Annotated in this window: 13 protein-coding genes; 8 read left to right on the top strand and 5 right to left on the bottom strand. The window is 68.4% G+C overall.

What is annotated here, in order from left to right:
• Positions 1–154: 154 nt before the first annotated feature.
• Positions 155–1,318, bottom strand: a complete 1,164-nt coding sequence (locus EK403_RS12570) for a mandelate racemase/muconate lactonizing enzyme family protein (protein ID WP_128777828.1) — start codon at positions 1,316–1,318, stop codon at positions 155–157.
• A gap of 189 nt (positions 1,319–1,507) precedes the next feature.
• On the opposite strand from EK403_RS12570, the gene EK403_RS12565 reads away from it, so the two are divergent.
• From EK403_RS12565 to maiA, 8 genes are all read left to right on the top strand, one after another.
• Complete coding sequence (locus tag EK403_RS12565; RefSeq protein WP_128777827.1) at positions 1,508–2,386, top strand: LysR family transcriptional regulator; 879 nt, start codon at positions 1,508–1,510, stop codon at positions 2,384–2,386.
• 342 nt (positions 2,387–2,728) lie between these two features.
• Positions 2,729–3,694: a tripartite tricarboxylate transporter substrate-binding protein gene (locus EK403_RS12560; protein ID WP_128777826.1), complete on the top strand. Its 966-nt coding sequence runs from the start codon at positions 2,729–2,731 to the stop codon at positions 3,692–3,694.
• A gap of 182 nt (positions 3,695–3,876) precedes the next feature.
• A complete protein-coding gene (locus tag EK403_RS12555) occupies positions 3,877–4,956 on the top strand; it encodes a tartrate dehydrogenase (protein ID WP_128777825.1) in 1,080 nt (359 codons plus the stop codon).
• Between the two features lie 35 nt (positions 4,957–4,991).
• Entirely contained in the window at positions 4,992–5,858 is an 867-nt protein-coding gene (locus EK403_RS12550) for an alpha/beta fold hydrolase (protein ID WP_128777905.1), read from the top strand.
• Between the two features lie 274 nt (positions 5,859–6,132).
• Positions 6,133–7,206 carry a tartrate dehydrogenase gene (locus EK403_RS12545; RefSeq protein ID WP_128777824.1) on the top strand — a complete coding sequence of 358 codons (1,074 nt, stop codon included), beginning with the start codon at positions 6,133–6,135 and terminating at the stop codon, positions 7,204–7,206.
• 249 nt (positions 7,207–7,455) lie between these two features.
• Entirely contained in the window at positions 7,456–8,301 is an 846-nt protein-coding gene (locus tag EK403_RS12540; protein ID WP_128777823.1) for a TIGR02587 family membrane protein, read from the top strand.
• Positions 8,302–8,309: 8 nt separating this feature from the next.
• Positions 8,310–8,726 (top strand): TIGR02588 family protein, encoded by a 417-nt coding sequence (locus tag EK403_RS12535; RefSeq protein ID WP_128777822.1) that lies wholly within the window; start codon positions 8,310–8,312, stop codon positions 8,724–8,726.
• Between the two features lie 15 nt (positions 8,727–8,741).
• Positions 8,742–9,407: a maleylacetoacetate isomerase gene (maiA, locus tag EK403_RS12530; RefSeq protein ID WP_128777821.1), complete on the top strand. Its 666-nt coding sequence runs from the start codon at positions 8,742–8,744 to the stop codon at positions 9,405–9,407.
• 79 nt (positions 9,408–9,486) lie between these two features.
• Here the strand turns inward: maiA and EK403_RS12525 are convergent, their stop codons facing one another.
• The 4 genes from EK403_RS12525 to ctaD all read right to left on the bottom strand — a co-directional run bounded on the left by EK403_RS12525 (position 9,487) and on the right by ctaD (position 14,441).
• Positions 9,487–10,635, bottom strand: coding sequence for a c-type cytochrome (locus EK403_RS12525; protein ID WP_128777820.1), 1,149 nt, complete (start codon positions 10,633–10,635; stop codon positions 9,487–9,489).
• A complete protein-coding gene (locus tag EK403_RS12520; protein ID WP_128777819.1) occupies positions 10,632–11,276 on the bottom strand; it encodes a cytochrome c oxidase assembly protein in 645 nt (214 codons plus the stop codon). Before EK403_RS12520 ends, EK403_RS12525 begins: the two co-directional genes overlap by 4 nt.
• Positions 11,273–11,668 (bottom strand): hypothetical protein, encoded by a 396-nt coding sequence (locus EK403_RS12515; protein ID WP_128777818.1) that lies wholly within the window; start codon positions 11,666–11,668, stop codon positions 11,273–11,275. The genes EK403_RS12520 and EK403_RS12515 overlap by 4 nt, the downstream gene beginning before the upstream one ends.
• A 235-nt stretch (positions 11,669–11,903) precedes the next feature.
• Positions 11,904–14,441 (bottom strand): cytochrome c oxidase subunit I, encoded by a 2,538-nt coding sequence (gene ctaD / locus EK403_RS12510; RefSeq protein ID WP_128777817.1) that lies wholly within the window; start codon positions 14,439–14,441, stop codon positions 11,904–11,906.
• Positions 14,442–14,509 lie beyond the last annotated feature (68 nt).

The following is a 14,509-nucleotide window of genomic DNA, read 5'->3' as shown; positions in this document are numbered from 1 at the left end:
CTCATAGGATGGAACTTGGATGTGTCCGGCTTCCCCACCAATGAGACGAAGTCGGAAACATCCGACTTCGCAGGCGCGTCCGCGCCCGATGGATTGCCGGGTCAAGCCCGGCAATGACGATTCATTCTGATCCCGTCGAGATTTAGACTTCCTCTTACCCCGCCAGCTCCCGCATCACCCTGATCAGGTCGCTCTTGCCCTCGAACCCGATGCCCGGAAGCTCGGGCATCGTCACATGGCCGTTTTCGACCCTCACCGCATCCGGGAAGCCGCCATAGGGCTGGAACAGGTCTGGGTAGCTCTCGTTTCCGCCGAGGCCGAGGCCCGCCGCGATGTTCAATGACATCTGGTGGCCGCCATGCGGGATGCAGCGGTCCCAGCCCCAGCCCGCGACGCTCAAGGCCTCCAGCGTGCGCTGGTACTCGCAGAGGCCGTAGGAGAGGGCGCAGTCGAACTGGAGCCAGTCGCGGTCCGGCCGCATGCCGCCGTAGCGTAAGAGGTTGCGGGCGTCCTGCCAGCTGAACAGGTTCTCGCCGGTCGCCATCGGGCCGGGATAGAGTTCGGCGAGCGCGGCCTGCAGCGCGAAGTCGAGCGGGTCGCCGGCCTCCTCGTACCAGAACAGCGGGTAGTCTCGCAGCGCCTTGGCGTAGGCGATCGCGGTCTCGAGGTCGAAGCGGCCATTGGCGTCGACGGCGAGCTGGGCCTCCGACCCGATCTCGGCCAGCACGGCCTCGATGCGGCGGCGGTCTTCGGAAAGCGACGCGCCGCCGATCTTCATCTTCACGACATTGTAGCCGCGGTCGAGATAGGAGCGCATTTCTTCGCGGAGCTGTTCGTCGCCCTTTCCGGGATAGTAGTAGCCGCCCGCGGCGTAGACGAAGACTTGTCGGTTCGCCTCGAGGCCGTGGCGTTCGGCGAGCATCCGGAACAGCGGCTTCTCGGCGATCTTCGCGGTCGCGTCCCAGATCGCCATGTCGAGCGTGCCGACCGCGACCGAGCGCTCGCCATGGCCGCCGGGCTTCTCGTTCCGCATCATCGCGGCCCAGCAGAGGTCGGGGTCGAGATTGTCGCCCGCTTGGTCGAGGAGGGACTTCGGGTCCGCTTCCAGCAGCCGGGGGGCGAAGCGCTCGCGGATCAGCCCGCCCTGGCCGTATCGCCCGTTCGAGTTGAAGCCGTAGCCGACGACGGGCCGCCCCTCCCGGACGACGTCCGTGACCACGGCGACGAGGCTCGTCGTCATCTTCGTGAAGTCGATATAGGCGTTGCGGATGGGCGAGGAGATCGGCTGCGTGATCTCGCGGACGTCGACGATGCGCATGAAATGAACCGCCCTTGGTTTGCTGTCGCTTGCGGGCCTTTAGCCGGTGTTTTGACAAGGCTTTGACCGCGTCTTGACCGGTGGATTAGCCGACCTTCAGCCAACGCGGCCAATGCCGTTTGCCGGAAAATCGATGCCGAAACGGCATGGCCTGCTATGCTGGTCCCGCATGGTGCGGAGGCGGCGCGGATGGAGCTGGTCTGGCTCGAGGATTTTCTGGCGCTCGCCGAGGCGCTGAATTTCTCGCGCGCCGCGGAGGCGCGGCACGTGACGCAGCCCGCCTTCAGCCGGCGCGTCCGGGCCTTCGAGACGTGGATCGGCGCAGAACTGTTCGAGCGGGGCCCACGCGGCGTCGCGCTCACCCGCGCGGGCCAGCACGTGCTCGCCCATGCGGGCGAAATCACGAGGCGCATCTATGACTTGCGGCGCGAGGTGCGGGCCGTGTCGGGACGCGAGGCGCATGCCGTGCGGTTCTGCTGCACCCATGCGCTGTCCTTCACCTTCTTCCCCGGATGGGTGCGGGCGCAGGCCCCCGGCCTCGGCTCGATCCGGCTGATCTCCGACAACATGGCGGCCTGCGAACAGGTGATGCGGCGCGGCGACGCCGAGTTCCTGCTCTGCCACCACGACCCGGAGCTCGCCGAGCTGTTCGAGGCGAACCGCTTCCCGAGCGTCGTGGTGGGGCTCGACCGGATCGTGCCGGTCTGCGCGCCCGACGCCTCCGGCGCGCCGCGCTGGCGCTGGCCGGGGCGGTGGGGCGCGCCGATCCGGCTCCTGTCCTACAGCGAGCAGTCCGGCATCGGACGGATCGTGGCGGCGCGCTGGACCGGCCGCGAGGCCGAGATCGCCTTCACCTCCCATCTCGGCGCGACGCTGATGTCGATGGCCTGCGCGGGCGAGGGGCTGGCCTGGCTGCCGATGGCGCTCGCCGAGGAGGCGCTCGCCGACGGGCGGCTGGTGACGGCGGCGGGCGACGAGGCCGCGATCAAGGTCGAGATCCGGCTGTTCCGCGGCTCGGGACGGCTGGGACCTGCGGCCGAGGCGTTCTGGGCCGGGCTGTCGGGGTAGCGGGGCGCGCCACGCGCCTCCTCCACCATGCTGCGCATGGTCCCCCTCATCCGCGATGCGGAGGAGGATCCGATGCGGCGCCATCTCTGCTCCTCCCCTGCGAAGCGGGGGAGGGGGACCGCGCAGCGGTGGAGGGGGCCGACGCGCGTCTCCGATGCCGCTATGGCGGGGGCCCTACGCGCAGAATCGTTCAATTTTCAACGCTAATCATGCATTTCCGGCATGACGCAAGGCAGTGACGGCATTGGACCCCCGGCCGCCTTCGCCGCCATTCTCCCGATCCTGAAGGCGCCCGGGCCGTCCGTCCGGAAAAAACAAGCGCCCGTCCTGGGAGGATCTTCGATGCGATTTCTAGCCGTTCTGGCCGTAGCGAGCGTTTCGATCGGCTCCGCGCAGGCCGCGGATTTCCCGAGCCGCCCCGTCACCGTGATGGTGCCCTATGCGGCCGGCGGCCCGACCGACGCCATCGCGCGCATGACCGCCGAAGGCATGGGACGGGCCCTCGGCCAGCAGTTCGTGGTGGAGAACGTCACCGGCGCCGGCGGCACGCTCGCCTCGACGCGGCTCGCCCGCTCGGAGCCCGACGGCTACACGCTGATGGTCCACCACATCGGCATCGCGACCGCGCCGGCGCTCTACCGGAAGCTGCCCTTCGACACCAAGACCGCCTTCGCGCCGATCGGGCTGATCTCGGACGCGCCCTCGACGGTGATCGCCCGCGCCGACTTCCCGGCGAATTCGTTCCCGGAGCTCGTCGCCAAGATCAAGGCGGAGAAGACCAACCTCACCTACGCCCATGCCGGCCTCGGCGCGTCGTCGCATCTCTGCGGCACGCTGTTCCAGTCCGCCATCGGCGTGCAGATGACGACGGTTCCTTACAAGGGCAACGCCCCGATCCTGACAGACCTGATCGGCAAGCAGATCGACATGACCTGCGACCAGACCACCAACACCACCGGCCCGATCAAGGAAGGCAAGGTGAAGGCCTATGCGGTGACGGCGCCCAAGCGCGTCGCGCAGCTGCCGGACGTGGCGACCCCGGAGGAGGGCGGCCTCAAGGGCTTCGAGATGTCCACCTGGCACGGCATCTACGCGCCGAAGGGCACGCCTGACGCCGTCGTCGCGAAGCTCAGCGAGGCGCTGCAGAAGACCGTCACCGACCCGACCTTCATGGACCGGCTCTCCAAGATCAGCACGACGCCGGCGTCCAAGGAAGACGCGACTCCCGAAGCGCTGCAGAAGAGGCTGATCTCCGAGATCGACCGCTGGGACCCGGTCATCAAGGCCGCCGGCCAGTTCGCGGATTGAGGCCCCTCTTGCCTTCTCCCCTTGCGGGAGAAGGTGGCCGCCGCGAAGCCTCGGCCGGATGAGGGGTGCGGGCGGCGCCCCGATCGGGTATGGCGCCGCCGTCACCCCTCACCCTGACCCTCTCCCGCAAGGGGGGAGGGGATCTGAAGCCTCGCATTCGGAAAGACGAAGGAACCCTCTCAATGCCCCAGACCAACCGCGTCTACGACATCGCCAACATTCCCGGCGACGGCATCGGCAAGGAGACCGTGCCCGAGGGCGTGCGGGTGCTGGAGGCGGCGGCCAAGAGGTTCGGCTTCGAAATCCGGGGCAGCGACTACGATTACGCCTCGGCCGACTACTGGCTGAAGCACAAGCGCATGATGCCCGAAAACTGGAAGGAGGACATCGCTCCCAAGGACGCGATCTTCTTCGGCGCCGTCGGCTGGCCCGCGGTCTTGCCGGACCACGAGTCGCTCTGGGGTTCTCTGATCCAATTCCGCCGCGAGTTCGACCAGTACGCCTCGGTCCGTCCCGCGCGGCTCATGCCGGGCGTCAAATGCCCGCTCGCCGGACGCGAGGTCGGCGACATTGACTTCTACGTCGTGCGCGAGAACACGGAAGGCGAATATTCGGCGATCGGCGGGCGCATGTTCCCCGGCACCGAGCGCGAGGCGGTGATCCAGGAGACGGTGTTCACCCGCCACGGCGTCGACCGCATCATGAAATACGCGTTCGAGCTGGCCCGCACCCGGCCGCGCAAGAAGGTGACGTCGGCGACCAAGTCGAACGGCATCGCGATCACCATGCCCTATTGGGACGAGCGCTTCGAGGAGATGCGCAAAGCCTATCCCGACGTCGAGACCGACAAGTATCACATCGACATCCTGACGGCCTTCTTCGTGCTGCGGCCGGAGAAGTTCGACGTGGTGGTGGCCTCGAACCTGTTCGGCGACATCCTCTCCGACCTCGGGCCGGCCTGCACCGGCACGATCGGCATCGCGCCGTCCGGCAACATCAATCCGGAGCGCAAATTCCCGTCGCTGTTCGAGCCGGTGCACGGCTCCGCGCCTGACATCGCGGGGCAGGGGATCGCGAACCCGATCGGCCAGATCTGGTCGGCCGCCATGATGCTCGACCATCTCGGCGAGACGGAAGCCGGCGCGGCGATCGTCCGTGCGATCGAGACGGTGCTCGCCGACGAACGGCTCCGGACCCGCGACCTCGGCGGCAAGGCCGACACCGTGACCTGCGGCAAGGCGGTCGCGGACGCGCTGTCGTGAGCTCTGACGTCCGGGAGGTCGGGCCTGAGCCTTTGATGCCCGGCTTCCGGCTGGTCGACGTCGAGGTCGGTGACGGGATCACGATCCGGGCGGCGACGGCGGGAGAGGGGCCGCCCCTTCTCCTGCTGCACGGCCACCCGCAGACCCATGTGACCTGGCGCAAGGTCGCGCCGGCGTTGGCTGAACGCTTCACCGTCGTCTGCCCGGATCTTCGCGGCTATGGCGACAGCTCGAAGCCCAAGGGCGACGACCGGCACGAGACCTATTCGAAGCGCGCGATGGCGGCCGATCAGGTCGCGCTGATGCGCGCCCTCGGCCACGAGCGGTTCCGCATGGTGGGGCACGACCGGGGCGGACGGGTCGGCCACCGGCTCGCGCTCGACCACCGCCAAGCGCTCGAAAAGCTCGTCGTCATCGACATCGCGCCGACCGCGACGATGTACGCCCGGACCGACAAGGATTTCGCGAGCCGCTATTTCTGGTGGTTCTTCCTCATCCAGCCGCCGCCGCTGCCGGAGCGGATGATCCTCGGCGACGTCGAGTTCTTCCTGCGCGAACATGTCGAGCGCCAGAACAAGGTTCTGGGCGCGACCGAGGACGCGGCGTTTCAGGAATATCTCAGATGCTACCGCTCGCCCGAGGGCGTGCACGCCGTCTGCGAGGATTATCGCGCCGCTGCGACCATCGATCTCGAGCATGACGCGGCGGATTCCGACGCGCGGATCGAGGCGCCGCTGCTCGCGCTCTGGGGCGCGCGCGGCGTGGTGGGCCGCACCTACGACGTCGTCGAGACATGGGTCGAGAAGGCGCGCGACGTGCGCGGCCTCGCGCTCGATTGCGGACACTCGCCCCAGGAAGAGACGCCCGACGAGACGCTCAAGGCGCTGCTGAATTTTCTCTGAGACGGGCGCTTGCGAAGGCCGGCGCGCGTCGATGCGTCTTCTCCCCTCCCCCTTGCGGGGAGGGGTCGGGGGTGGGGGTGGTTCCGGATCGAGGGCGATGGGTGCCGCAGCTCTAAGCCCGATCGCGCCGGTCCATTCTGCGCCACCCCCACCCTTACCCTCCCCACAAGGGGGAGGGGGCGGAGACGTGGCGTCCATTCATGAAGGTCCCCGAGACGGGGAAGCAGGCAGGCGGTTGAAGCTGCGGCCAGTGATTTCGAAGGAGTCTCAAGAAATGCGGGAATATTCGATCGCCAGCATCCCGGCGGACGGCATCGGGCCGGAGGTCATCGCAGCCGGCGAGGTCGTGCTGAAGAGCCTCGAGCAGCGGTTGGGCGACGTCCGGTTCAACTTCGAGACCTTCGACTGGGGCTCGGATCACTACAAGAAGCACGGCGTGATGATGCCGGCCGACGGCCTCAAGACGCTGAAGAAGTTCGACGCGATCTATTTCGGCGCGGTCGGCGCGCCGGACGTGCCGGACCATGTCACGCTCTGGGGCCTGCGCCTGCCGATCTGCCAGGGTTTTGATCAGTACGCCAATGTGCGGCCGACCAAGATCCTGCCGGGCATCACGCCGCCCTTGCGGAATTGCGGCCCGGGCGACCTCGACTGGGTGATCATCCGCGAGAACTCGGAAGGCGAATATGCGGGCGCCGGCGGGCGGGTGCATCGCGGGCTGCCCGAGGAGGTCGGCACGGAGGTGTCGATCTTCACCCGCGTCGGCGTCACGCGCGTGATGCGCTATGCGTTCAGGCTCGCCCAGTCGCGGCCCCGCAAGCTGCTGACCGTCGTCACCAAGTCGAACGCGCAGCGCCACGGCATGGTGATGTGGGACGAGATCGCGGCCGAGGTCGCGCAGGAGTTTTCGGACGTGACCTGGGACAAGATGCTGGTCGACGCCATGACCGTGCGCATGACGCTGAAGCCCCAGACGCTCGACACGATCGTCGCCACCAACCTCCACGCCGACGTTCTGTCGGACCTTGCGGGCGCGCTCGCCGGCTCGCTCGGCGTCGCGCCGACCGCGAACATCGACCCGGAGCGGCGCTTCCCGTCGATGTTCGAGCCGATCCACGGCTCGGCCTTCGACATCACGGGCAAGGGGATCGCGAACCCCGTGGCGAGCTTCTGGACCGCCGCCCAGATGCTCGATCATCTCGGCGAGGCCGACGCCTCGGCGCGGCTGATGAAGGCCGTCGAGCAGGTGACCGGCGCCGGCGTCCTCACCCCCGACGTCGGCGGCACGGCGACCACCAAGGAGGTGACCGACGCGGTGGTCGACGCGATCCATGGCTCGAACGTGTGAGCTTCGGGAAGAGCTGCAAGACCGTGTTGCGTGCTTCGAGACGCGGCCCTTCGGGCCGCTCCTCAGCATGAGGACGGTCTTCGCTTTGGCTCCCTCCACGGTCCTCATGCTGAGGAGGCGTCCGCAGGACGCTGTCTCGAAGCACGCAGCGTCTTAGCCCCCGGCCCGCTTGACCGCAGGCGTCCGCGCCCGATTTCGCCTTCGCCCGCGGCGTATCGCGGATTTGAGGACGTTCATGGCGTCGCATCAGTGACAGCGTCTAAGGCGGCGAGCGCGCGCGAGATCGAGCGCGGCTTCCTGATCGGGATCGGCCGGGCGGTCGGCGGCGCCGTCGTGTTCTCTCTGCCCGTCCTCATGACCATGGAGATGTGGCAGCTCGGCGCGACCATGGATCGCGAGCGGCTGCTGGTTCTCGTCGCGCTGCTGATCCCGCTGCTGGTCGGCCTGTCGCATTTCGTCGGCTTCGAGGAGACGACCTCCTGGCTCGACGATTTGCGCGACGCTTTCGTGGCCTTCGCGATCGGCTTCGCGACCTCTGCGGTGACGCTCGGGCTGTTCGGCCTGATCGAGCCCATGATGTCGTTCGACGAAATCCTCGGCGCGATCGTCATCGAGACCGTGCCGGCGAGCATCGGGGCCGCGCTGGCGCAAGGCCAATTCGGGCAGCAGGACAAGGAGGACCGCCAGGCGTCGCGCGACGGCGGGTATTGGGGTGAGCTCGTCTTCATGACGGCGGGCGCGCTGTTCCTGTCGTTCAGCGTCGCGCCGACCGAGGAGGTCGACCTGATCGCGGCCGAGATGAGGCCGCTTCACGTGATCGCCTTGGCGATCGTCTCGATCGCGGCGCTCCACGTCGTCGTCTACAGCCTCCAGTTCTCGGGCCAGGAGGCGCACGAGCCGGAGGGCGCGCCGGGCTGGAGCGTGTTCGCGCGCTACACGCTGGTCGGCTATTCGATCGCGCTGATCGTGTGCTTCGTGATGATGTGGACCTTCGGGCGGTTCGACGAGCTCGGCTTCACGGCGATGGTGAGGCTGCTGGTCGTGCTCGGCTTTCCGGCGGCGATCGGCGCCGCCTTCGCGCGGCTGATCGTGTAGGGCGGATCATGGCGAAACAGTCCGACGACAAGACCGAAGGACCGCCGCCCCGGCAGGTCGGGCGGCTCGAATGGGTCGTGGCCGCCCTCGGCGCCGCGCTCGTCGCAGGAGTGTTCGGCATGCTGCTGCACGAGGCGCTGACCTATGAGGACGGACCGCCCGTCATCGTGGCGACCGTGCTGGACGTCCATCGGACCGAAGGCGGCCATGTGGTGCGCTTCACGGCCGAGAACCGCGGACATACGACCGCAGCGGAGGTCACCGTTCTCGGCCGGCTGACCGAGGGTGACCGGACGCTCGAGCAGGCCGAGATCACGCTCGACTACATCGCGCGAAAATCGTCGCGCGAGGCCGGTCTGGTCTTCCAGCGCGATCCCGCTTCCGCCAAGCTCGAACTCAAGGCGACGTCCTACCGAAAGCCGTGACACGGGAGCGAACCGATGGCCGCCCAACCGAAGCTCGAACTCTTCGTCTACTGGCGAACCTCGGCCGGCTACCGGGTGCGCGTGGCGCTCGCCCTGAAGGGGCTCAAGGCCGAAGAGCGCATCGTCGACGTCGACGCCGGCGAGAACCGCAGCCCCGAATTCCTGAAGATCAATCCGCTGGGCGCGATCCCGGCGCTGATCGCCGACGGCGGCGCGCCGCTCACGCAGTCGCTCGCGATCCTCGAATATCTCGAGGAGATCGCGCCCGAGCCGCCGCTGCTGCCCGGCGATCCGCTGGGGCGGGCGCGCGTGCGTTCGATCGCCGCGATGGTCGCGTCCGACACTCATCCGCTGATCGTCCCGCGGGTGCGCCGTTATCTGACCGAGCAGGGCTTCGACGCAGCCAAATGGCGGGCCTGGCAGGTGCACTGGTTCACGACCGGGCTTCAGGCCGTCGAAGCGCGGCTCTCCAAGGACCCGGCGACCGGCGAGTTCTGCCACGGCGACGCGGTCACTATGGCGGATGTCTGCCTCGCCAGCATCCCGGCCGTCATGCAGGTGTTCGACGTCGCGGTCCCCGACATCCCGACGGTCGACCGCATCGTCGCGAACTGCAACGCGCTTCCCGCCTTCGCCAACGCCGATCCCTACAAGCAGAAGGGCGCGCCGCCTAAGGGATGAGGGCTTGGATCCGTCTCACGATTGCTCGGATTCTCGAAGCACGCACGGCCGTCCGTCCCAAAGCGCAGTCTTGAGCGGCTCACTTGCCCGGCGGCAGCGAGGCGTAATAGGCCGCGACCGCTTTGATGTCGTGCTCGGACATGTTGAAGGCGATCTTGCGCATGATCTCGCGGAACGGCCCGCCGCCGCGGGAGTCATGCTCCTTCTCCCAGAGCTGGAGCTGGCTCTCGAGATAGGACGCATGCTGGCCCGCGAGGCTCGGATAGGCCGGGTTGCGGGCGGCGGGCGAGGGGCCGTGGCAGGCCGCGCACGCCGGCGTGCCCGTCTCCCGCACGCCTTCCCGGGCGATCTTCTCGCCGGCGGCCACGAGCGCTGGATCGGCAGGCGGCGCGCCCTTGGCGGCTGCGGGCTTCTGCGCCGCGTAATGCGCCGCGAGCGCACGGAGCTCTTCGTCGGGCAGACGGGCGGCGGCGGTCGCCATCATGCCGCTCTTGCGCTCGACCTTCGCATAGGCGTTCAGCGCGTCGAGGAGATAGGTCTCGCTTTGGCCGGCGATCACCGGGAAGGCGGCGTTGTCGCGGCCTGCGCCGTCTCGGCCGTGGCAGCGCGCGCAGTCGGCCAGCACGTCTTCGCGGGGACCGGATGCGCCGGGCTCCGGCTTCACGGCGTTCAGCGCATTGGCGGTCCCATCATTCTCGGCCCCGAAGGCGAGGGACCGGTACTGCTCCGGAGGCATGCCCGGCAGTTTCAGCAGGAAGGCCGCGACGGCCCAGGCCTCGTCCTCGCGCTCCTCGGCCGCGACCCAGGCCGGCATGCCGGCATATTTCACGCCGTTCTTGACGATCCAGAACAGGTGCTTGGGCTCCCATGTCGCGACCTTCGGCTCGAGGTCCGGGGCGGTCGGCACCATCTCGCGGATCACCGGCGAACGCGGCCGTCCCGGCGCGCCGTGGCAGCCGGCGCAGCCGGCGGCGTAGTGACCGGCTCCGCGCGCGACCAGCGCCGGATCGTCGAGGTTCTCTGGCGTCTCGACGGACAGCGAATGGGTCTTCACCGAGTTGATCATCACGAAGTGCAGGAACCAGTCGGTGACCGGCCAGTGCCCCGTGGTCGCCGCGACGTTGAACAGGCCGGACCAGCCGAAAGCGAGCCCGCCCGCGACGGCGGCGGCGGCCGCGATGCCCGTGCGCAGGGGCGTGATGCGGAGGGTGAAGCTCCAGCCTTTCATGGGGCCGGGCTCCCTTGCGGGGCGCCGGCGTCGTGACCTTTCAGCAGCCGCGCGACGAGCGCGACGCCGCCGGCGAGATAGACCGCGCCGCCGACCATGAGCATCACGATCCCGCCGAGATGCTGGTCGTCGAGCGCCATCGAGCCGTGGCCGGCATGATGGGCGGCGTAGAGCGGGCGGACGCTCATCGCCAGCAGCGCGCCAAGCAGCGTCATGTGGATCGAGGTGAGCAGCATCGCGACCGCGCCCTCGGCCGCGCGGCGCGTCCTGTCCACCGCGGAATGGCCGAAGCAGGCGAGCCAGACCCAGAGCCCGGCGATAAGGAACGAGGCCTGCTCGGCGAGATAAGCGGTGGTTTCCGAACGCGCGAGGTCGTGGGCCGCCGGCGCGTGCCAGCCCCAAACCACGAAGAGTTCGATCAGCGAAGCCGGAACGGCTGCGAACAGCAGGGGGTGGCGGGCGGACGGGTCGAACCGCCCGCCCGCGAGCCCGAGCGCGATCAGCGGAGCTGCGACCGCCACCACGGTCATGTGGCGCGCCATGTGGGCCGTGAAGCCGTGCCCGAGGACGGCGCCCGTCCAGGGCGTCCAGGCGAGCGCCAGCGCCGCGAGGCCGAGCGCGAGGAGCGCAGGCCGGCTCACCGGCAGTCCCCGATGAACAGCGCCGGCAGCGCAACGAAGATCACGCCGACGAAGGACAGGCCGCAGAGCAGGATGGTGGCGAAGCCCAGGAACTGCTGGCGGTCGTCGAAGGTCGCGTCGTCGTAGGGCGGTTCGGCGTCGCCATGGGCCCAATGGCCCCAGGCCTGCCGACTCGACAGTGCGATGGCGGCGAGCGCCACGACGGTGGCCGCCGCGATGACGAAGCGCGCGAGGGTGATGTCCGGCCACTCCGCGCCGGTGAAGACCCGGGCGTCCGCCATCGCCTTGGCGCAGTGGGTCGCGGCCGCGACATAACAGACGAGGAAATGCACGGCCCAGACGGTCGGAGCGGTGATCAGGGTGACGAGGTTGGCGCGGGTCGAGGCGATCATCGGCGGCGCCTCTCTGTCGCGCCGCCCTTATGTCCCGGCCTTGAGCCGGGACCCATCACCTCGGCGCGCAGATGGATTCGTGGCGCCGTTAGCGATCGCATTGCGGCCGCCACGCAGAATGGGTCCCGGCTCAAGGCCGGGACATGGACGTCTCGCCGCCCACGCACGATCCGGCTGATGAACCCGGCTCGGCGCTCAGCGTCGTCCGGGATGACGGCTGTCTTCTCCGCGCCCATCACTTCACCGCCAGCGGGAACAGGGCCAGCACCGCGACCGTCACGACCATGGTGACGAGCGCGAAGTGCCAGAACAGCACGACGTTGTGGATGTCGATGTCGTGCTCGGCCGTGAGCTTCCGGCCGATCGAGCGCGCCAGGCAGTAGAGCGTCATGATCACCCCGACGCCGACATGGGCCGCGGTCCAGATCGCGACGACCCAGACGGTCGCGGGATAGACGTGGGAGGTCGGGTCGAGGCCCGTGGCGTGCGGCCCCCAGAGCAGCGCCGCGCCGCCGCCGACCGCGAGCGCCGTCGCGGCTAGAAGCCAGAAGCGTAGGGCGTATGGCTTGTCCGCCGCATTCGCCTTCCGGCCTGCCAGCATCGCGCCCCAGGCCGCGACGGTGAGCGCGAGCGCGACGCCGGGCCACAGCAGCCCGGGGCCCGCGGCGTTCGGAGGCGGGAAGCCTGTCGCATGGATCGTCCAGTAGAAGAAATAGCCGAAGATCAGGCTGGCGAAGGCCGACATGTCGCCGACCATTGTGATGAACATCGCCCACCAGCCGACCGAGTCCGGGCCCGAGACGTAGAGCGGCAGCTTGAGGCCGAGGCCGACGTCCTTCTCCTTCTTCTCCGGGATCAGCGCCGTGCCGCGCCACAGCCAGACCAGGATCGAGGCCAGCGCCGCGATCGAGAACAGGATCGTCAGCGTCCAGGCGTAGAACGTCGCGGCGATGAAGGCCCCGCCGGTCAGGAACGCCGCGCCCATCGTCATGAAGGTGTTGCCGGGCACGCGCAGGCACTGGATCGGCCGGGCGTCGAGCACCGAGGTGATCAGGGTCTCGCGTTTCCCTTCCTCGGCGTCCGGCAGGTAGAACCGCCCCTCGTCATAGTCGCGCATGAAGTTCGGCTGCTGCCACAGTGGATAGCGCGTCGAGACGATCGGCACCGTGCGCACGCCCCAGTCGCGGCCGGGGTTTTCGGACAGCCATTCGAGGGTGCCGGCGTTCCAGCAATTCCGCGCAGCGTAGGGCTCCTTCGATTTCGGCCGTAGCACGTCCCAGGCGATGACGAGGACGCCCGCGGCGAATACGAAAGCGCCGACGGTCGAGACCATGTTGAGCGTGTCGAAACCGAGCCCTTCCGCATAGGTGAAGACGCGCCGCGGCATGCCGCGGAGCCCCGTGATGTGCATCGGCAGGAAGGTGACGTTGAAGCCGACGAACATCAGCCAGAACGCCCATTTTCCGAGCCGGTCGGAGAGCTTCCGATCGCAGGCGAAGGGATAGAAGTAGTAGAGGCCGGCCATCAGCGGGAAAAACATGCCGCCGACCAGCGTGTAGTGCAGGTGGGCGACGACGAAATAGCTGTCGTGGGCCTGCCAGTCGAAGGGCGCGAGCGCGACCATCACGCCGGTCAGCCCGCCGAACACGAAGATGCCGAGCGCGCCGATCGCGAACAGCATCGGCACCGAAAAGACGACGCTGCCCGCCAGGATCGTCGCAAGAAAGACGAAGATCTGCACGCCGGTCGGGATCGCGACGGCTTCCGAGGCCGCGGAGAAGAAGGCGAGCGAGATCGCGGGCAGGCCGGTCGTGAACATGTGGTGGACCCACAGGCCGAACGACAGGAAGCCGGTGCCGACCGCGGCCAGCACGATCCAGGAATAGCCGAGGATCGGTCGCCGAGCGAAAGTCGGGACGATCATCGCGAGCAGCGCGATCGCGGGCAGGAAGACGATGTAGACCTCGGGGTGGCCGAAGATCCAGAACAGGTGCTGCCAGAGCAGCGGGTCGCCGCCGCGCTTCGGGTCGAAGAACGGCCAGTCGAACATCCTCTCGAGCTCGAACAGGATGTCGCCCGCGATCAGCGGCGGGAACGCGAACAGGATCATGCCGGCGACCACCAGCACGTACCAGGCGTAGAGCGGCATCAGGTTGATGCGCATGCCGGGCGGCCGGCACTTCAGCGTGCCGACGATGAGCTCGACGGCGGCGGCGATCGACGCCACCTCGATGAAGGAGAGGCCCAACAGCCAGACGTCGGCCCCGATGCCGGTCTGCTTCTCGTCGGTCGTCAGCGGCGGGTACATGAACCAGCCGCCGTCCGGCGCGGCGTTGAAGAAGATCGAGCCGCAGACGAACACGCCGCCGAGCAGGAACGACCAGTAACCGAAGGCCGAGAGCCGCGGAAAGGGCAGGTCCCGCGCGCCGAGCATCTCGGGCAGGATGACGATCGCCACCGCCTCGAAGATCGGCACCGCGAACAGGAACATCATCGCCGTGCCGTGCAGCGTGAAGACCTGATTGTAGAAGGTCGCGGACAGGAAATCGTTCTCGGGGACCGCGAGTTGCGTGCGGATCATCAGCCCGAGCACGCCCGCGAACAGGAAGAAGGCGAGCGAGGTCGCGGTGTACCAGATCCCGACCTCGGAATTGTTGACCGCCGACCAGTAGCGGAAGCCGGACGGGGTCTCCCAGGTTTTCTCGAGCCGCTCCTCCTGCGCCTTGCGGTGCTCGGGGTCATCCTGCGGGGAGGGGGCGCGGGGCGCGGTCATGGCGCGATCCGATCCGGAGAAACGCGCGAGGTCGAAGCCCCCCTCTCCCCTTGTGGGAGAGGGTAAGG

The organism is Hansschlegelia zhihuaiae, assembly GCF_004103825.1.
Classification (GTDB): domain Bacteria; phylum Pseudomonadota; class Alphaproteobacteria; order Rhizobiales; family Methylopilaceae; genus Methylopila; species Methylopila zhihuaiae.
Note: the sequence above shows the minus strand (reverse complement) of the source record. Positions and strands in the feature narration are given on the sequence as shown.